14 protein-coding genes and 1 tRNA gene are annotated in these 18,383 nt (G+C 50.6%); 10 read left to right on the top strand and 5 right to left on the bottom strand.

Annotation, left to right across the window (positions count from 1 at the left end; all coding sequences use genetic code 11):
- Positions 1–93 precede the first annotated feature (93 nt).
- From ACW9SV_RS09800 to ACW9SV_RS09785, 4 genes are all read left to right on the top strand, one after another.
- Entirely contained in the window at positions 94–1,485 is a 1,392-nt protein-coding gene (locus ACW9SV_RS09800) for a B12-binding domain-containing radical SAM protein (RefSeq protein WP_479556581.1), read from the top strand.
- A 217-nt stretch (positions 1,486–1,702) separates the two neighbouring features.
- Positions 1,703–2,287 (top strand): hypothetical protein, encoded by a 585-nt coding sequence (locus tag ACW9SV_RS09795; RefSeq protein ID WP_479556580.1) that lies wholly within the window; start codon positions 1,703–1,705, stop codon positions 2,285–2,287.
- A 92-nt stretch (positions 2,288–2,379) separates the two neighbouring features.
- Positions 2,380–3,348, top strand: coding sequence for an alpha/beta fold hydrolase (locus ACW9SV_RS09790; protein ID WP_479556579.1), 969 nt, complete (start codon positions 2,380–2,382; stop codon positions 3,346–3,348).
- A 195-nt stretch (positions 3,349–3,543) separates the two neighbouring features.
- Complete coding sequence (locus tag ACW9SV_RS09785) at positions 3,544–4,752, top strand: phosphoglycerate kinase (protein ID WP_479556578.1); 1,209 nt, start codon at positions 3,544–3,546, stop codon at positions 4,750–4,752.
- Positions 4,753–4,881: 129 nt separating this feature from the next.
- Here the strand turns inward: ACW9SV_RS09785 and ACW9SV_RS09780 are convergent, their stop codons facing one another.
- On the bottom strand, positions 4,882–6,795 hold the full coding sequence (locus ACW9SV_RS09780; protein ID WP_479556577.1) for a RecQ family ATP-dependent DNA helicase: 1,914 nt from the start codon (positions 6,793–6,795) through the stop codon (positions 4,882–4,884).
- Positions 6,796–6,946: 151 nt separating this feature from the next.
- Positions 6,947–7,768 carry a hypothetical protein gene (locus tag ACW9SV_RS09775; RefSeq protein WP_479556576.1) on the bottom strand — a complete coding sequence of 274 codons (822 nt, stop codon included), beginning with the start codon at positions 7,766–7,768 and terminating at the stop codon, positions 6,947–6,949.
- Between the two features lie 679 nt (positions 7,769–8,447).
- Between ACW9SV_RS09775 and ACW9SV_RS09770 the strand changes: the two genes are divergently transcribed.
- Both ACW9SV_RS09770 and ACW9SV_RS09765 read left to right on the top strand, forming a co-directional pair.
- Complete coding sequence (locus ACW9SV_RS09770; RefSeq protein WP_479556575.1) at positions 8,448–8,771, top strand: hypothetical protein; 324 nt, start codon at positions 8,448–8,450, stop codon at positions 8,769–8,771.
- 100 nt (positions 8,772–8,871) lie between these two features.
- Positions 8,872–10,206 carry a sigma-54-dependent transcriptional regulator gene (locus tag ACW9SV_RS09765; RefSeq protein ID WP_479556574.1) on the top strand — a complete coding sequence of 445 codons (1,335 nt, stop codon included), beginning with the start codon at positions 8,872–8,874 and terminating at the stop codon, positions 10,204–10,206.
- A 50-nt stretch (positions 10,207–10,256) separates the two neighbouring features.
- On the opposite strand, the gene ACW9SV_RS09760 is transcribed toward ACW9SV_RS09765, so the two are convergent.
- The 3 genes from ACW9SV_RS09760 to ACW9SV_RS09750 form a co-directional block, all read right to left on the bottom strand.
- Positions 10,257–12,812, bottom strand: a complete 2,556-nt coding sequence (locus ACW9SV_RS09760; RefSeq protein ID WP_479556573.1) for an ATP-binding protein — start codon at positions 12,810–12,812, stop codon at positions 10,257–10,259.
- Between the two features lie 97 nt (positions 12,813–12,909).
- The gene (locus ACW9SV_RS09755) at positions 12,910–15,021 is read right to left on the bottom strand and encodes a ComEC/Rec2 family competence protein (protein ID WP_479556572.1); all 2,112 of its coding nucleotides are present in this window, start codon (positions 15,019–15,021) and stop codon (positions 12,910–12,912) included.
- Between the two features lie 232 nt (positions 15,022–15,253).
- Positions 15,254–16,297: a PhoH family protein gene (locus ACW9SV_RS09750; protein ID WP_479556571.1), complete on the bottom strand. Its 1,044-nt coding sequence runs from the start codon at positions 16,295–16,297 to the stop codon at positions 15,254–15,256.
- A gap of 110 nt (positions 16,298–16,407) precedes the next feature.
- Here ACW9SV_RS09750 and ACW9SV_RS09745 point away from each other — a divergent pair, with 110 nt between their 5' ends.
- The 4 genes from ACW9SV_RS09745 (at position 16,408) to ACW9SV_RS09730 (ending at position 18,358) form a co-directional block, all read left to right on the top strand.
- Positions 16,408–17,187 (top strand): SAM hydrolase/SAM-dependent halogenase family protein, encoded by a 780-nt coding sequence (locus ACW9SV_RS09745; RefSeq protein WP_479556570.1) that lies wholly within the window; start codon positions 16,408–16,410, stop codon positions 17,185–17,187.
- Positions 17,188–17,325: 138 nt separating this feature from the next.
- Entirely contained in the window at positions 17,326–17,616 is a 291-nt protein-coding gene (locus ACW9SV_RS09740; RefSeq protein ID WP_479556569.1) for a putative quinol monooxygenase, read from the top strand.
- 75 nt (positions 17,617–17,691) lie between these two features.
- On the top strand, positions 17,692–18,231 hold the full coding sequence (locus ACW9SV_RS09735) for an iron-sulfur cluster co-chaperone HscB C-terminal domain-containing protein (RefSeq protein WP_479556568.1): 540 nt from the start codon (positions 17,692–17,694) through the stop codon (positions 18,229–18,231).
- Positions 18,232–18,274: 43 nt separating this feature from the next.
- Positions 18,275–18,358: transfer RNA gene (locus ACW9SV_RS09730), tRNA-Leu, on the top strand.
- Positions 18,359–18,383 lie beyond the last annotated feature (25 nt).

Genomic DNA, 18,383 nt, shown 5'->3' with positions numbered 1-18,383 from the left:
TTTGGGCTTTTTTTCCTAAAAACAAGTCCAAATCAGACGCAGGGTCTTCAGCTACTACCTGAATCTAATTTCGGAAACCTGGCAAAATAGAACATGAAAATAGACATCATCATTGCCTACGTGCAGCGGTATGAGTTTGGGCATGAACGGGATTTTGTGCCGCCTATCACGGGCATCCATTTAGCGGCCATCACGCCTTCTAAGCATGAGGTGCGGGTGTTTCACCAGCAGATTGATAAAATAGACTTCGAAACAGAGGCAGAGGTGATTGCCATCTCTTTCTTTAGTGGCTTTGCGTTGGCGGCGTACAATTTAGCAGTAGAATTCAGGAAAAGAGGGAAAATAGTAGTTGCGGGCGGGCCTCATGTCACTTATTGCCAGGAGGAAGCCCTCTCCTATTTTGACGCCATTGTGACCGGGGAAGCCGAAAACGTGTGGCCCGCCCTGCTGCAGGATCTTGAGTACGGCCAACTGCAACCGATCTATGCTGGCTCGCCCTGTGACATGGTCGGGTTGCCTACCCCCAGGTATGACCTGCTGCCCAACCGGTTCTTCATCAAGAAGGTGATCCAAGCTACCAGGGGTTGCCCTTTCTCCTGTTCTTTTTGCACGGTTCCCTCGTTGAACCCCGGTTTTAGGTTACGGCCGGTGCAGGATGTCATCCGTGACGCTTCTTATGATCATTTCATCCATTGGTGGCAACGAAAGGTGGTTTGGTTCTGGGACGACAACCTAACTATTAGAAGGCCCTACATCCGGCAACTGCTCACCCAAATGATCCCCTTGAAAAAGTGGTGGCTCACCCAAGCCAGTATGGACATTGCCAAGGACCCCGAGTTGCTGGACTTGATGAAAGCCTCTGGTTGCATAGGCGTGTTTTTAGGGATTGAATCGTTCGGCGTTGATTCTCTGGCAGACGCCAACAAAAGGCAAAACAAAATAGCCAACTACAAAGAGGCGGTAAAGGAAATAAGGAAACGGGGCATTGCGGTCATGGCGGGATTTATTGCGGGGTTTGACCATGATGATGAAGAGAGCATTCTGCACATGGCTGACCAATTGATGGAGATCGGGATTGATGTTCCCTTTCTCAGCATCATGACGCCTTTTAGGGGGACCCCCATCTACAACAAACTCCAGCAGGAAGGCCGCATGCTGCCTCAAAGAACCTGGAATTTCTACAACGGGTACAACGTGGCTTTTAAACCTAAGAAGATGAGCGAGACCCAACTGCTACAGGCGCATAGAGCCTTGTGGAAGAAGTCCTTCTCGCCCCTCTATTCTTTTAGAAGGATTCTGAAAGGCCTTTTCACCTTAAGGATGGGGGCTTTCCTGTTATCCTTCTTCATGAACACTTTTTACAGCTACAAAAGAGTAAGAAAGAATTACCCCATTAACATGAGCAAACGGACCGATTTCAACCAGGTAGCACCTGCTCCTTTGACGGTTGAAAGGCAAACCCAACCTAGGAAAGTGGCCGTCTGAACTGCGCCCGAAGACAGCCTTGAGATTTGTTTGGTTTTATGTAAAATTACAGGATAAAAGAAGTTGCTTGGCACCAAGAAGAATCCACCAGTTTACGGCCCTTTTTTAGATAATCAGCAGGAAACTCTAAGGAAAACCTTCAAGGCTGCCAGGTGGCTTCACATGTAAATTTCGCAAACTTCCAGTATCAGCCCTACACCTACCAACCCAACCCTTTATGAAAAAACTTCTACTCCTCTCTTCCCTGCTTTACCTTGGCTTTGCTCCGGCCTACGCTCAGGAACAGGAAAATGAAAAGAAACACCGACCGGTCAGACTGCTCATTGGCGGTGCGCTGGAGTTTGGCGGGGACAAAGTGGCCGAAACCTCTTTCACAAACGGAGATGTCCAATCTACCCGAGCTGGTCAGGGTGGGTCCATAGCAATTGGCGGCCAGTTTGAACTTCCTAACCTGGAGAGATTCTTAATGCGCGCAACAGTTGGCTTTAAGTACGTCACCACCAAGGCAGACAATGCCCACATCAGGCTTACCCGCATCCCGCTGCACCTGACCGCCAACTGGATGGCCACCGATAAAATACGTTTGGGGGCAGGCTTGGCTTCGCACCGCAATATTTCTTTTAACTCTGATGGATTAGGCGGAGACTTCAAGCTAAAAGGAGCCACTGGAGCCATCTTTGAAGTGGCCTATAGATTTGTGGGTTTCTCCTACACAGCCATGACTTACAAAGACGAGCAAAACACCGCCTTCTCTGCAAATGCTATTGGTATCACTTTCTCGGGCGTTATCCCCAAAAGGTAGGTAAACCAGCTAGTTTCCTGCCCTCCTTTTACAAAGAAAAACCTTTTCTTCTATTTCCTAAACTCTTAAAAAAACAAGAACGCGAACACCGCATGAGATACCTGTACTGCTTCCTGCTGATTACTTTATTTCTTTCCTGTAGTAAAGGTCCTTCCAGAAGCCCGTCCAAAAACGGAACAAGCCGCTTTGTAGACGGAGAAAGGTTCTACACGCTGAATGGCATTAAGCATTGGGTTAACATCAAGGGCAGTAAAAAGCAAACGACGCCTATTGTGGTAGTTCATGGGGGCCCCGGTGGAAATCACTATGCCTTTGAGAGAACGGTAGGGCCACTCCTGGAGGAGTTTGCCACAGTGGTGTATTATGAGCAACGAGGCTGCGGTCGAAGCGAGGCTCCCTCCAACCCTGAGGAGTACGCCCTGCCCACCCTCATCAGTGACCTGGAGGCTCTGCGTGATTCTCTGGGCGTACCCAAGATCACCTTGCTAGGCTATTCTTTCGGTGCGGAGCTTTCATTGCGCTATGCCTTGGCCCACCCGGCTCACGTAGAGAAACTGATCCTGTCCTCACCCGCCGAGCTTTCCCCGGCCAACATGCTGGTACAGATCCAAGGCTTCTATTCTATTGCTGATCCAGCTCTTAAGCCCAGAATTGAAAAGGTTTTGCAAGACACCGCTTCCTTGGCCGCCAAATACAACAGCGTCTGGAATATGAGTTCCTCGGCTACCGTGGACAGGTTTCTTTTTGTGGACCAAGGCAAGGCCCAACAGAACCGCAATCTCTGGAAAGAAAGCAACCTGACCAACAAAGGGCTCATGGCCAAGGTGTACCTTAAAAACAACAAAGCAGACTTATTGGAGAAAGCCGCGGGCCTTACAACTCCCACCCTGCTTATCAGCGGCGTGCATGATAAAAATGGAGGCCTGCATACCGGACTTGCCTTGCGGCAGATTCTGCCCAACAGCACCCATAAGTTGTACCAAAACAGCGCCCATTTTCCAGACATTGAGGAATCTGTTCGGTTTGCGGAGGATGTCAAAGCCTTTGTGAAAGCGAAATAGCCTTTCTGTTGGGAGATGCATTTTGCTTTGCTGCGGAAAAGCGCTTTTGGCTTGTTTTGGAGAAACGGGGCCGAAAGCGCTTTTTTCCGGCAGACCTTCCCTCCTTTCGCCTAAGCTTCGTATCAAAATAGAATTACTATATTTGCCCGACCTGTTTCGGCGGGAATCCGTAGCTTAAAACCAAACTTATAGACTATGATAACAATCGACCAATACAATTTCCAGGGCAAACGGGCCTTGGTGCGTGTAGATTTTAACGTGCCTCTGAACAGCAACTTTGAAATCACGGATGATACCCGCATCAGGGCGGCGGTACCTACCATCAAGAAAATTTTAAACGATGGCGGTTCTGTGGTGTTGATGTCTCACTTGGGCAGACCAAAAGGCGGACCAGAGGAGAAATACTCGTTAAAGCACCTGTTAAAGCCCTTAGAGGAAGTTTTCCAGATGCCTATCCAATTTGCCCCAGATTGTATTGGAAGTGAAGCCGTTGAAATGGCCAGCAACCTGCAGCCCGGCCAGATTCTGCTGGTGGAGAACCTGCGTTTCCACAAAGAAGAAGAGCAAGGCAACCGGAACTTCGCTGAGAAACTGAGTTTGCTGGGTGATGTGTACGTGAACGATGCCTTCGGGACCGCGCACCGCGCCCACGCCTCTACCGCTATCGTGGCAGAATACTTCCCGCATGACAAAGTATGTGGTTCTGTGATGCAGGCCGAGTTAGACAATGCCCAGCGCGTTTTAAGCTACGCTGACCGTCCGTACACCGCCATCATGGGCGGGGCTAAGATCTCAGATAAAATTCAGGTGATTGAGCAGCTGCTGGACCGCGTAGACAACCTCATCATTGGCGGCGGCATGAGCTATACTTTCGCCAAAGCCCAGGGCGGCACCATCGGGAACTCGCTTCTGGAGGAAGACAAACAAGAACTTACCCTGGAACTGCTAAAGAAAGCCGAGGAAAGAGGTGTTAAAATCTACCTCCCTACGGACACCGTGATTGCCGATGCCTTCGACAACAACGCGAACAGACAAGTGGTTACCAGCGGTACTATTCCTGACGGTTGGATGGGCCTTGACATAGGACCAGACACCATCGCTACGTTTTCAGAGGTAGTGCGCAACTCCAAGACGATCCTTTGGAACGGCCCGATGGGCGTGTTTGAGTTCGAGAACTTTGCCACCGGTACCAAGGCGATTGCCGAAGCAGTAGTGGAAGCCACTAAGAGCGGCGCCTATTCCCTCATAGGCGGTGGTGACTCTGCAGCAGCCGTTACCCAGATGGGCCACAGCCATGATGTTTCCTATGTGTCTACGGGCGGTGGTGCCCTGTTGGAATACATGGAAGGAAAGCAACTTCCTGGCGTAATTGCCTTGCAATTAGAGGAAACACCTTTGACCTAATTAGACCAGAATGATAACAGAAATGGCGGCAAGATCTCTCTTGCCGCCATTTCTGTTTTAGGTGCTTTTCTTTCAAATGAAGCCCTAAACGCTGCATTTAACTTAACATATTAAATCACCCAAAGACATCTACTTTTCTTTCCGTTGTAAATTCCCTTCGGCGGTATACCCCACTACCCCACTTTCCAGCATCTCCTGGAGCAGGCCTCCCAACAGGTCTTGCTCCGATGAACTGAAGTGCATTGCGATGGACTTCGGATGCAGCGGGGTTTCTTTCAAATGGCTGAGCACCCGGGCTTCCATGTGCAGCTTGTTTTCGGCCAGCTTCTTTTTCTTCTTTTGTGCCAGGCAGTAATCACAGATGCGGCAATCGGCTTCAGAACTTTCCCCGAAGTAGGCCAGAATCTGGCGGGTGCGGCATTGCTGCTTGTTATCCATGAAAGCCAAAACCGAGTTGGCTTTGCCAAGGGCTCGCTCCCTGAATTGAGCCAACTGTTTCTCATCTATGGGCAGAGAAGCCGCATCGTATCTGGGGGTCATGAACTGCACTTGGGGGCCATCGTGCTGGGGTTCATAAACCAACACCTTGCGTTGGTGCAGATGCTGCAACTGCTGTTTAACAGAGGCCTCGGGCAGGGCCAGGTGTTTTGCCAAGCCTTTTTCAGAGATCTTCACGAAATCACGGAACATCTCCCCGCCATACAGCCGGAGCAATGCTTTAATAATCGGTTCCAGGTTCTCGTTCAGGAGCTGGAATTCATATAGCTGCGTATTGTTCAGCAGGAAATTGACTTTGGAAGGACTGAAGAAACCTTCGTTCAGCTGCAGCAGGCCCTCTGCCTCCAACTGTTTCAGGGCAAAATGCACCTCCACCGGCGAAAGCTGATAGGTGCGGCTGAACTCAGCTAAGTCAAAGTCAAACGACTGGAAAGCTCCGCTGCCGGTTGCCAGCTGGTAGAAATTGGCCAATGCCTGGTACACCCGTTTCATGGTTTCCAGGGGTGGGTAGGCTTCCTCGGTCTTTTTCAGAAGCAAGGTTCCATCCTCCGGGCCTAGTAACACGGTAGCGTAACTGTATTTGCCATCGCGCCCGGCCCGGCCGGCTTCCTGGTAGTAGGCTTCTAAAGAATCAGGTAGGTCCAGGTGCACCACCAGCCGCACATCCGGTTTGTCAATCCCCATCCCGAAGGCATTAGTAGCCACCATCACGCGCACCCGGTCCAGAAGCCAATCGGTTTGGGCGCTGGCCCGGGTCTGGTGCGGCAGCCCGGCGTGGTAGGCGGATGATTTGATGCCTTGTTTCTGGAGCCATTGGGCCAGTTCCTCGGTACGGCGGCGGTTGCGCACGTATACAATGGCCGTACCGTTCATCTTCTGCAAAATCTCGCGCAGACGGCCTTCTTTGTCCTCGGTAGGCAAAACTGAGTAAGAGAGATTTTTGCGGGCAAAGCTCTGCTGGAAGACCTGCGGCTTTTTGAATTGAAGCTTTTCCTGGATGTCGGTTTTCACCGCTTCCGTGGCTGAGGCGGTTAAGGCAAGAATTGGTACCTCGGGCAAAACATCGCGCAGCTTGGCAATCTCCAGGTACGGTGGCCGGAAGTCATAGCCCCACTGCGAGATACAGTGCGCCTCATCCACAGCCAACAAACACACCTTCATGCGCTTCACCCGCTCCAGAAACAGGTCAGTCTGCAAGCGCTCCGGCGAAACGTACAGAAATTGCACGGCCCCATAGACGCAATTGTCTAGTATGATGTCCCGCTCCCGGTCTGGTTGCCCGGCGTGAAGAGCCGCCGCCGAAATACCACGTTTGCGGAGGTTCTCCACCTGGTCTTTCATGAGCGCAATCAAAGGAGACACCACCAGGCAAATCCCCTCCATGACCAGCGTAGGCACCTGAAAACAGATAGACTTACCGCCCCCCGTGGGCAGAATGGCCAAAGTATCCTGGCCTTTCAGAACCGAGGTAATGATCTCCTCCTGCCCCGGCCGAAACGATTCGTGCCCCCAATATTGCTTTAGAATGTCCTGAATGATTGCCATAGGTGCGCCAAAAATACGAAATAGTTGGAGGAAGAGCTTGCCGTTGCAAGCTCTTGACTTTAATCTGTTCTGAGCCCATTTTACTTAAAACCTTATAAAACAGAAAACCCGACCAAGGGCCGGGCTTCTGTACATTCATCTCTATTTAAAACTAGGCTGCGGCAGATTGCTCATGCTCGCGGTCCTCAATTACTTTCTTCAACTTCACAATAGACTGTTTGGCACGTTCCTCATCCAGTTTGTTTATGTTCAGGAGCATTTTGGTTTTCTCCTGACGGGTGATCACTGGATTGTTCAGCAGGCGGATGATCTCCTCTTTCTGCTTGGCAGTCGCGTACTTCACAGTAGCTTCTTCTGCGGCTGGTGCCGGGGTGGCAGGAGCTTGGGCGGCCACAGCAGGAACCTCGGCCACTACCGGTTCGGCCGGAACGGCTTTCATGGTTTTGGAGGTGGCTGGTTTAGCCGGCTGCTCTACTTTCTGCTCTGTCACGTTGCCCTGGTAGTCCATCTCCTCTGCAGGGGTTGGCTCATACCCGGCGGCACGGATGATCCAAGCTAAGATGTTGCGGTAAGCCTTCCCAATGGCTCTGGTCTGGGCCATGGAAGCGATAGCGTATTCCTGGTAGTACTTACGGCCTTGCTCTTTGTTAGAGCAGATGGCAAAACCAGCGCCTACAATCTGCTCAGTCCGCAGGTTCAGCAGGTTCACCTTAGCTAGGTATTTGATCTCAGTGCTATCGCTCATGTTGGTGAGCTCGTCTACCACCGGCAGGATACCTAAACGAGAACCGGCATATTGCCAACCTTCCACGTTCACATACTCTTTGCCTTGAATGTTTTGATACAATCGGTTCTCCTTAATGAACTTCGCCAAATCAACGGCCAAGTGCATGGTTTCGTCCGAGCGGGAGATATCAAAACTCTCGATTTTGTTCTTCTTAACCACTTTCTCTTCGTTGGTTTCTTGGTTCATTTTGGTTTGCATTTTTCTCTAGTTTCAGTTCAGATTCATAACAGAACTACCCTTGTAAAAGTGCCAGTTTATGCCATTTTAACACTAATTATTTTAGCTGATTATCAAGCACTTATACTGCTTTGCTAAAAAAATTTTAGCAAAGCAGCAGCTCATTGGTTTTCAGGCAGTTCAGTCCCGTGGGCTCCAAGTCTTCCTGTGTCCTGGAAGAAGCAAAAAGGTCCATTTTACTCTTGTGTAAGATACTGATTTACAGAGATTTTTAGGATGAACAAGAAATACTAAGGTCAGTCTGAAATCAAACCGTTCGTAGGAGAATTTTATCCTCCCGCAGAAGCAGTTTTGCGCGTAGAGCCAAACTTTGTTTTACGATTCTTTTAAAGAAAATGGCATCAAAGCAAGGCAGATCTTTTTCCCAGGTTATAATTTTGGTTTGCAAACCTAAGCCATTGCCAGATCGGTGAATTGGACCAAGGCAGAACATGTAGAACTGCCCCTGTTCTTCCCCAACTTTCCTCCCCAACCTGTGGAAAAATTCCACAGTTCAGATTTGCTTCGCTTCCACTAGACAACACACATACACCTGATTATAAACCACTTACTAATATTTCATTGATTTTGGCACGGCAATGGCAAATAGGAGGGCAACAGACTTTTTCATCACCTAAATCCCTCAACCATGAAGAAAGTTATCTTATCAGCCTTCGGTCTTTTTGTTTTTGCAACGGTATCAGCTAATGCCCAAACGCAATCGGCACAGACTTCCCAAACCAAACCAGCTACTGCGGCGGTGCAAGACAACAAGACTCCGGTGAAAATAGAAGAGCTTCCTGAAGCTGTTAAAACTGCGATCACCTCAGACACAGGCTTGAAAGAGTGGACTCCCACCACCGCGTTCTTAGTGAAAGACGCCGCTGGCAAAGAGTACTATAGCATTGAAATGAAGAAAGGCGAGGAAAAAGGCGCCATCAAGCTGGACAAAGACGGCAACCAAGTAAAATAAGCATCCCCAGTACGCGTTAGTCAAAGTAAAACTATGAAAATACAGAAGGCCGGGTTTTTCCCGGCTTTCTGTATTTTTACCCCAAGACAACCAGCAAGGGATGACGCGCATACTCCTCATTGAAGATGACCTAACCTTTTCCATGATCCTGGAAAGCTTTCTCAAGAAACAAGGCTTCCAGGTACAGGCGGTACATCGGGTGAAGGATGCCCAGAAAGCCCTGAAAGAGCAAACCTTTCATCTCCTGCTCGCCGATTACCGCCTGCCAGACGGCACCGGCCTGGACCTGCTCCAACATCATAAGGCTAGCCCCAACCCCTCTCCGTTGATCATGATGACCAGCATTCAGGAGGTAACCACTGCTGTGCGGGCCATGCGCTTGGGGGCTTTTGACTACATCACCAAGCCCGTTAACCCAGACGAGTTGCTGATGGTGGTGCAGGAAGCCCTGCAATTAAAAGAGAAACCCGTTTCCTCTACGCTTGTCTCCCCTTCTTCCTTTATTACCGGCCAGAGCGACGTAGCCCAGCGGCTGCACGAGATGATTCAGTTGGTGGCTCCCACCGATATGTCGGTGCTCATACAGGGCGAAAGCGGCACGGGCAAGGAATATGTGGCACGTACTATCCATGAACACAGCAAGCGGGCCGGAGCGCCGTTTATAGCCATAGACTGCGGCGCCATCTCCGGCGAGATTGCCAACAGCGAGCTCTTTGGGCACGTGAAAGGCGCCTATACCGGAGCCTTGCAGGACAAGCAGGGGCTTTTTGAAGCCGCCCAGAGCGGAACGCTCTTCCTGGACGAGGTAGGCAACCTGAGCTACGAAATTCAGATGAAGTTGCTACGTGCCTTGCAGGAGCGTGTGGTACAGCCCCTGGGTTCCACCAAGACCATTCCGGTGGATGTGCGGGTGATTGCCGCCACCAACGATGAGTTAACTTCCAGCGTGAAGAACGGCGATTTCAGGGAAGACCTGTACCACAGGTTAAACGAATTCAAATTGCGGGTACCCGCCCTGCGCGAGCGTCTAGATGATTTGTTTCTGTTCGTAAACCACTTCATCCGGCAGGCCAATGCAGAACTTTCCCGGGAAGTGCAGGCGCTTTCCCCTCAAGTGGAAGCAATCTTCCGGCATTACCCTTGGCCCGGCAACCTGCGTGAACTCAAGAATGTGGTGAAACGGGCCGTCTTGCTCACCCCCGACCACCAGATCCAAAGACAAGCCCTCCCAGAGGAAATGCATACGCTTTCTTCACCACCCCAACTGGTGCCCCAAGGCCCTGACCTGAAAGCGTTGCAGGAAGCGAATGAACGGGAACTGATCTTGAAAACCTTGCAGGAGGTGCGCTACAACAAATCCAAAGCCGCCCGGCTGCTCAACATAGACCGGAAGACGCTGTATAGCAAACTAGAGAAATACAACTTGCTAGAGTAAGTGAGCCTTGCTTTAAGCCTGTTTTTGGGAAACCAAGCTCAAAAGAAGAGTTACTCTGCCACCAAAACCTCGGCACCGGTTGCCTTTTCCTGAATAACCTTCTTCAGCAAAAGGACATCCCCGGCCAGGCCCTGCACTTCGGGCAGGAGCGGCAGAATCGGTTCCTGCGCACGTATAGCCCGTTCTGCCTTCCTTAACCTGAAGGATAATTGTTTAGCCCCAAGTTGCCCGGTGCGTCCGGCTAACCGATGGAGCACCTCCTGAATATCCTTAGGACTTTGGATAGAAAGCGCAGAAGAAAGCACCTCCAGGTCCTGTCCGGTTTCAGAAATGAACTGACTCAACACGGCTTTCAGCATTTCTTCCTCATGACCCAGCATGCTCCGCAAAGGCTCCAGATCCAGTTCCACGCCTTGGGAAAGCACCAAGGCGGCAGGCTGTAGATGGAAAGTCTCCTGCTTCACCAGGGCCATCAACTCGTGTTCCCGGAAAGGCTTCATCAGCAGCCCGTCAAAGCCTTGCGCTAAGATGGATGCTCGTTCCTCGGGCAAAGCCTCAGCGGTCAGCGCGTAAATCTGCACGCCAGCGGCTACCTTCTTTCGTAATGCCTGGCATACCTCAATCCCGCTGATGGTGGGCATGCGGATGTCCAGCAACACTAGTCTAATGGACAGGTCCCACTGCTGTTGCAGCAAAGAGGTGGCATCATGCGTGCAGGTATGAAGAACTCCGTTTTTCTGAAGAATAGAACCGCACAATTCAAGGATAAAAGCATCATCGTCTACCACCAGTACTTTCCCGGTGACCAAAGCCTCCCCTCTCTCCAGCGGCAACAAGGCAAGAGGCTCTTCTCGTTTGGGCGCTATTTTGGCAAAAGGCAGCTGAATCCGGAAAACCGATCCTACGCCGGGGGTACTTTGCACCTCCACCGTCCCGGTCTGGCCCTCGGCTAAAGCCTTGACGATGCTTAAACCTAACCCGGTTCCATCACGGGTGCGCCCCACAGAGGTATTTGCCTGTTCAAAGGAGTGGAAGATCGTTTCCAGTTTATCTGCCGGAATCCCTACCCCAGTGTCTTCTATTTGGAAGCTTAAATTGGCCTCAGTTGGAGATTCTACTGAAGAAACAGAGACAGTCACGCCTCCTACATCGGTGAACTTGATGGCGTTGCTGATCAGGTTGTAGAGCATCTGGCGCAGCCGGAAAGGGTCTCCCGAGTAGGTTTGATCTCCGGGTGCCGTGTACTCCAACTTAAGGGTTAATAGTTTCTGCTGGGCAGCCACCTGCATGGTGTCCACCACCTCGGAAACCAATTGCTTCATGTCAAAAGGTCGCTGCTCAAAGGTGAATTTGCCCGAGACAATCCGGCTGTAGTCCAACACCTCGTTCACGATGTGCAGCAGGTGCTCAGAAGATTGATAGATGGCATCTATCGCTTTGCGCGAGGGTCTTTCTTGGGTTCTGATCTGCTCTGAGAAACCTAAAATGGCCTGCAATGGCGTCCTGATCTCATGGCTCATGTTAGCCAGGAACTGCTGTTTCACCTGGCTCAATTGCTCTGCCTCCTCTTTGGCGGCAATCAGATCCTTCCGGTATTTGTTGCTGCGCGAGATGTCCAGGAAAATCAAAAACACCAGTAGTACAGTACCCAGGGAAAACAAGACCATGATGCGGTCAATGCGGTCAATGCTGCCGTTCACCAGTTCTTTGGCCGCCAAATTGTTTTGCTGGATGGTAGCCAACTCTTCGGCTTCAAGGGTGCGCAGAATATTCAGTATTTGGCTATGCAACTGGCTGTTGGCGGTGATCCATTGCAGTTCGCGGCTTAGCAGTTGGGTGGTGCGTTGGTGATGTTCCTGCTCTACCCGGCTCATCATTTTTGCCACTTTCCAGAGCACGCTGTCTTGCCGGGCCACAGAAAGCGTGTCTACGTGTACTTCCAGTTCCTCCTGTACTTCTTTCAACGCAATGGGAAGCTCCTCTTCCTTCCGGGGCCCAAACAACCGCCCGAAGAAAGAAGCTTTTTGTTTTTTGCCTGTTTCTGTTAAACCTGCCTCAGAAGGCAAGACACTGGTGGTGGTGATTTTCTTACTGGCGGTCACCACGGTACTATCTACCTGGGGTTTGCTTTTAGTAATAATCTGCGAGATGGCCGTAATTCTTTTGGAAAGTGCCTCGTTCCGGTTCATGTCGGCCCGAAGGTGCACATAGCCGGTATACAGCTTTTCCCGCTGCAGCAGCTTGGTTTCCATGGAGTCCAGCAAAAGCAGTTGCTGCTTGTTTCCGGCACAGTACCCCCGGAGCGTGTCCAGCGTCAACTGCAGTTCTTGAATCTTTTTCCTGAACAGGTTCTGGGGTTTGCCCGGACTGCGGGTGGCGTGCGCCCGCTGCAGTTGGTCTAGCTGGGCCAGGCTTTGGAAAAGGGAGTTGACGGTGCGTAGTTTCTGATTGGGCGCGGAGACGTCTTCCACGGTGAGCAGGATATTCTTGAACCCCTTTTGGGTGATGGACCAGGACATGGCCACTGCCAAGGCCCCCAACAAAACCGCGGCAATGACCTTACCTCGGATGGATTGGAGAGAGAACGTTTCTTTGACATTGGGCATCCCAGAAATACGTTAGTTCATACATCAAACGACCCATCTTACTTAAAAGTACAGAAACTTGCCCCGAAAGCCAATTTGCCTTTGCCCAAGGATTGCCTTACCAGCTGCTTAAACGCCAGGCACCTTCCTCCTCCAGCACGTGCACCCGGTAACCTGCCGTCCTGAGTTCGGCTGCTTTTCGAGAGGTGTACCGCCGGGAGTTGGTCTGGTCCAGGATCACCGTTCTGGTGGAAACCACGGCTTGTAGCCGGTCTACCGGGGACCAAGCATTGTGCTGCAACACCACTGCATCCAAAGAAAGAGGTTGCGCTAACCCACGCGGTAGTTTTCTCATCCAAAGTAGTTTCCTGCCCCGCCAGACCACCAGTTGATTTCCCTCGGACGAGGCGTTTACAGGCACTAACGGTTTTAGCTCCGTTTTACCTGAATCAGGCCCCAAAACCGATTTGGAACGTACTCCTTTGGCCCACCAATAGGGCTGCACCTGGTAGGTGAATTGCTGGTTTTGAGTTTGAAAGGCAGAATCTACCAGAAATGTGACGTGCCTGCCCTGGAGCATACTGACTGCACTGCTTCTTCTCACGCTATGAATGACCAGTTCCTGGTTGCGCTGCTGCCGATGCGCTTCAGCCAGTTCTGTACCCGTGAAAAAAGCCAGACACAAGACACACAACGTCAGGTAGAACAATCTTTTTTGCACCAGGAACAGCACCCCTGCAAAGAGCAGGAGATATAACGCGATCACCTGTCCCGGTGTAATTACAAAGCCGTCCAAAACCGCTTTGGGCCATTGCTCTAGCCACAGGAGCACTTCGTTCAAAATCCACAACGTTTTTTCCAGCAAGAAACCAAGCCAGCCGTTTACCACCGGCACCCAGAAAAGCATCATGAACGCCACCCCCAGGTACAGCCCCAGGGAGGTAAGCGGCACTGCTACCAGGTTCGCCAGCCAGAAATACACCGGGAACTGATGAAAGTAATAGAGGCTTACCGGAAACGTGGCCAACTGCGCAGCAAGGGAGATGGCCAGCAATTCCCATACCCAGCGCACCAGTTTTTGCTCAGGGTACCAAAGTTTGAGAAATAGAGGCTGAAGCAGCACGATGCCCGCCACCGCCAGAAAGGAGAGCTGAAACCCGACATCGTAGAGGTAATTAGGTTCATAAATCAGCAAGCCTAAGGCCACCACTGCCAAGGTATTCAGGATAGACAATTTACGCCGTAGCAACAACCCCAATTCCATCAGCGAGAACATGCACACCGACCGGAGCACAGAGGCAGACATGCCCGTCACAAAGGCGTAGAACCACACAATACCCACCACCAAGAGGAAGATCAGCAGTTTACTTGTTCTCCCCCGCCGAAGCGGTTTCAGGAAGAAAAGCAGCACACCATAAAGCAAGCCTACGTGCAATCCGCTCACGGCCAACACGTGCATGGTTCCGGTGCGGGCATAGGCATTCCGCAATGAGGCATCCAAATCATCCTGCACCCCTAAGACTAGGGCATTGGCAATGGTGACTTCCCGCTTAGCATGGATGTGCTCCTTGAAGGCGTTTTCCAGCTGTTTTCTGATTTTCAGGCTCAAAGCCACCACGGTGCTGGGTGGAGAGTAGCCAATGACCTGCCAGGTGCTTTCTGGCAGGTACGCCTGCCACTGGATGTGCCGCAAGGCCAGATACCGCTGGTAGTCAAACTGAAAAGGGTTGGCCGGTTTTGCCGAAGGGGAAAGTGCGCCCTGCACCAATAACCGTTGCCCATACTTTAAAGAATCAGCGGCCGCAGAATGAGGAAGAAAGACGGCCACCTGCCCTCGGGCGGGGTACCATTTTCCGTTAACCCTCACCGCCTCTACCCTTCCCACCGAACTCACCGAGGTAGGCTTTAAGGCAACCGCTTTCACCAGGGTGATGGTATAATGGGTAATGTTTTGAGCCGGTAATGGAAGGGTTTGGGACTTGTTTTTCAAAGAAGTGCCCCAAAAGGCGAAAGCAGTGATGGCCAGCATTCCGGCTATTCCGGCCCATCTTCTGTACCGAATTAAAGGTCGTTTCAAGCCCAGCGCCCCTATCCCCAAGAACAGGAAAAAGAAAAAGGCCGCTGTTTCGCCCGGCCAGGGGAAACGGCGGCCTAGGGTATGGTACAGGAGAATCCCGAGGATAAAGCTACCCAACAACCTGAACGCGCCAAGATGAAAAGCTTTTCCCATGGAGAAACCTGTTAAAAGTCCTTAATCCATTACTTCTAATTCTATTCCCCTGCCTGAAATATGTTCTATATCAAAAAAATGAAAGACAAGCGTAAACAACTTTTCCTTCATAATGAAGATTCCTTAAGCAGGAAGTATCTTCATCCTGAAACAAGGGATCTTCTTGGCAAAGAGGTTTTTTTTCACAAAAAAGGTGCTTCCCTGAGGGAAAGCACCTTTGCAAATTTACCAGTTAGTCATCATACCGGCGGAAGTTCTGGCGGCGGCGCGGGGCATCCTGCAAGTCACTTTCTCCATTCTTCTCGCGTTCTTCGCGCTCTTTCTGGCGTTTGTCGTCAAACTTGGTGTACGCTTCCACAATGCTCTTCACCAAGCGGTGACGTACCACATCCTCGGCCTGCATCTCCACAAACCCAATGCCTTTGATGTCTTTCAACACCGTCATGGCTTCAATAAGACCAGAGCGTTGGTTACGCGGTAAGTCTATCTGGGTGCGGTCACCGTTGATCATCACCTTGGAGGTAGGGCCCATACGCGTCATGAACATCTTGATCTGCATGGGCGTGGTGTTCTGGGCCTCGTCCAATAATACAAACGCGTTGTTCAGGGTACGCCCGCGCATGTACGCCAGCGGAGCTATTTCTATGATTTTGTTTTCATAGTAATATTTCAATTTCTCCACCGGAATCATCTCCTCCAAGGCATCGTAGATGGGCCGCAGATACGGATCCACCTTGTCTTTCATATCACCGGGCAAGAAACCAAGGCTTTCGCCAGCTTCCACCACCGGGCGAGAAATAATGATTTTCTTGACCTCTTTGTTTTTAAGCGCCCGCACCGCCATAGCCACCGAGATAAAGGTTTTACCGGTACCGGCTGGCCCCAGAGCAAACACTAAATCGTTCTTGGCAACGGCCTCCACCAACTTGTGCTGGCTGGGAGTTTTGGCCTTGATCACACCGCCCTTGCTGCCGTACACAATCACGTCGGGCGAGGTAATAACCACGTCATCCTCAAAATCATTATCAGCAGCTAAAAACTTGTGCACGCTTTTATCAGTGATTTTCCCGTACTGGTGGTAATGCTCAATAAGAGAGGAAAGGATTTCGTGTATTTTGGTGATCTCAGGCGTTTGCCCCTGGATCTTGATCTCGTTGCCGCGGGAGATAATCTTGCTGCTTGGGAAAGCGGCGGCCAACTGTTTTATATTCTGATTTTCCAGACCTAGGAAATCTACTAATGAGATATTCTCCAGGGTTATTGTTTTTTCTACCAAAGGCTATTTCTGTTTATATAGGTGGTTTTAAAACCAATCTACTGAAAATATAGTAGATTTGTTATAAGACAATTCTAGAAATATTTAAGTTCTTTTGACCAACCGTTCCCATGGGAATTCTCACGTTACTGTCAGATTTTGGCACCACAGATCACTACGTGGCCGCCGTCAAAGCTAAAATACTGACTATCAATCCTGCGCAAGTCATTGTAGACATTTCACACCACGTAGAGCCGTTCAATATTGCTCATGGGTACCATGTGATTCACTCCGTTTTCCAGGACTTTCCTACCGGAACGGTGCACCTGATTGCTGTTGACTCGCACGGTTCTCGCAGTGGCCGATACCAGGTAGCCCGTCATAAAGGACACTTTTTTGTTTGCGCCGATAACGGCCTTTTATCGCTTTTGACAGATGCCGATCCGGAGCAATTGGTAGACCTTCCGTTGGTTCCAGACTCCTCCTCCCCTGCCCGCGACATTATGGTACCCGCCGCGGTGGCTTTGGCCCAAGGGGCAACTATGGCCGAGGTGGGCGAACTAGCCGATGGCATGGTGCAGCTCATAAACCGCCAACTTCGCCTGAACGACCATTCCATAACCGGACACGTGGTGCATGTAGACCATTACGGCAACCTCATCACTGATATCACCAAAGAAAGTGTAGAGGCCATCGGCCACGGTCGCCCATTCACAATTCATTTCAAGCGCGAGGTCATTGACCGCCTGAGCACCCGCTTTAACCAACCCAACGAAGGCGATAGCGTGGCCTTATTTAACCGGCAGGGCTATCTCACCATTGGTATCAACAAAGGCCATGCCTCAGAGTTACTGGGCATGTACTTTGACTCTACCGTAGATGTTAGGTTTGCGCCAGATCCGGCGGAGTAATCAAGAATTGAAAATCAGGAAATAAGATTAACTGTACTGAATGGCTTAATTTCTACCTCTTTCAAGGATCCGAACGGCTAAAATCTAAGGCTCCCTCCTAAAATTCTTAGTTCCTGTTTTTTTTATTCTAGTCAAACAATGCTGATACGAGTAGTACGAATGACTTTTGTGCCCCAGCAGGTGCCTGCGTTTCTTGAAATCTTCAAAGCCTCTCGGGACAAGATCAGCGCTTTCCCGGGTTGCCGGAGCGTGGAACTGTTGCAGGACTACAACCTGCCCCATGTGTACAGCACTTACAGCCACTGGGACTCTGACGAAGCCTTGAACAACTACCGCAAGTCTGCTTTGTTTGGAAGTGTCTGGAAACCCACAAAAGCCTTGTTCGCTGAGCCGGCGCAGGCCTTCTCTTTTAAACCCGCTGAGGTGTAAGGCAGACCCAGTGTATCTTGCTGGTCTTTTCTTACGTCTAGCATTTAATGTCTAACTTCTAGCGTCTATTTAACTTTGAACTACTTCCAATTCTACCAAATACCGGAAAGCTTTCTGCCCGATGAGAAAGCCATCCAGACCAAATATTACGCCTTGAGCCGCGAGTTCCACCCAGACTTCTACACGCTGGAGTCGCAGGAAAAGCAGCAGGAGATTCTGGAGAAGTCTACCCTCAACACCAACGCCTACCGCACCCTCTCCAATTTTGACCGGCGCATGCAGTACATCCTGGAGCAGCACGGTTTGTTGGAAGAAGGGGGGCAGAACGATCTGCCGCAGGATTTCCTGATGGAGGTGATGGAGCTGAACGAGCAGCTGATGGAGCTGGAAATGGACTATGACTCTGTGCAGTTCAAGATCGTTTCTGACCAAACAAACGAAATAGAAGGTTTCCTGAAGGCTTCTATTTGGCCGGTGCTGGAAAAGTATGAAAATTTACCCCCTGACGCTCAGGCAGAAGCCTTGTTACAGGTAAAAAATTACTACTTAAAGCAGCGCTACCTCTTGCGTATAAAGGAATCATTGAATAAGTTTGCATCCTCTTCTGACAGATAAAGCGTTTCACGCGGCATTTTTCAGAATCTACCGGAAAGTAAATGCCCAGATGGCGGAATCGGTAGACGCGTTGGTCTCAAACACCAATATCTTCACGGATGTGCCGGTTCGACTCCGGCTCTGGGTACAGAAACAAAAAAGCCACTGAATTT

It is taken from the genome of Rufibacter sp. JT20002 (assembly GCF_056491185.1).
This window is presented reverse-complemented; position numbering and strand designations above follow the sequence as displayed.

What these genes read in the sequence shown, in the direction of transcription:
- ACW9SV_RS09795 (WP_479556580.1), top strand. Translation starts at nt 1,703, where the DNA reads ATGAAAAAACTTCTACTCCTCTCTTCCCTGCTTTACCTTGGCTTTGCT.
- ACW9SV_RS09800 (WP_479556581.1), top strand. Translation starts at nt 94, where the DNA reads ATGAAAATAGACATCATCATTGCCTACGTGCAGCGGTATGAGTTTGGG.
- ACW9SV_RS09790 (WP_479556579.1), top strand. Translation starts at nt 2,380, where the DNA reads ATGAGATACCTGTACTGCTTCCTGCTGATTACTTTATTTCTTTCCTGT.
- ACW9SV_RS09780 (WP_479556577.1), bottom strand. Translation starts at nt 6,795, where the DNA reads ATGGCAATCATTCAGGACATTCTAAAGCAATATTGGGGGCACGAATCG.
- ACW9SV_RS09740 (WP_479556569.1), top strand. Translation starts at nt 17,326, where the DNA reads ATGCTGATACGAGTAGTACGAATGACTTTTGTGCCCCAGCAGGTGCCT.
- ACW9SV_RS09785 (WP_479556578.1), top strand. Translation starts at nt 3,544, where the DNA reads ATGATAACAATCGACCAATACAATTTCCAGGGCAAACGGGCCTTGGTG.
- ACW9SV_RS09775 (WP_479556576.1), bottom strand. Translation starts at nt 7,768, where the DNA reads ATGAACCAAGAAACCAACGAAGAGAAAGTGGTTAAGAAGAACAAAATC.
- ACW9SV_RS09770 (WP_479556575.1), top strand. Translation starts at nt 8,448, where the DNA reads ATGAAGAAAGTTATCTTATCAGCCTTCGGTCTTTTTGTTTTTGCAACG.
- ACW9SV_RS09755 (WP_479556572.1), bottom strand. Translation starts at nt 15,021, where the DNA reads ATGGGAAAAGCTTTTCATCTTGGCGCGTTCAGGTTGTTGGGTAGCTTT.
- ACW9SV_RS09765 (WP_479556574.1), top strand. Translation starts at nt 8,872, where the DNA reads ATGACGCGCATACTCCTCATTGAAGATGACCTAACCTTTTCCATGATC.
- ACW9SV_RS09745 (WP_479556570.1), top strand. Translation starts at nt 16,408, where the DNA reads ATGGGAATTCTCACGTTACTGTCAGATTTTGGCACCACAGATCACTAC.
- ACW9SV_RS09760 (WP_479556573.1), bottom strand. Translation starts at nt 12,812, where the DNA reads ATGCCCAATGTCAAAGAAACGTTCTCTCTCCAATCCATCCGAGGTAAG.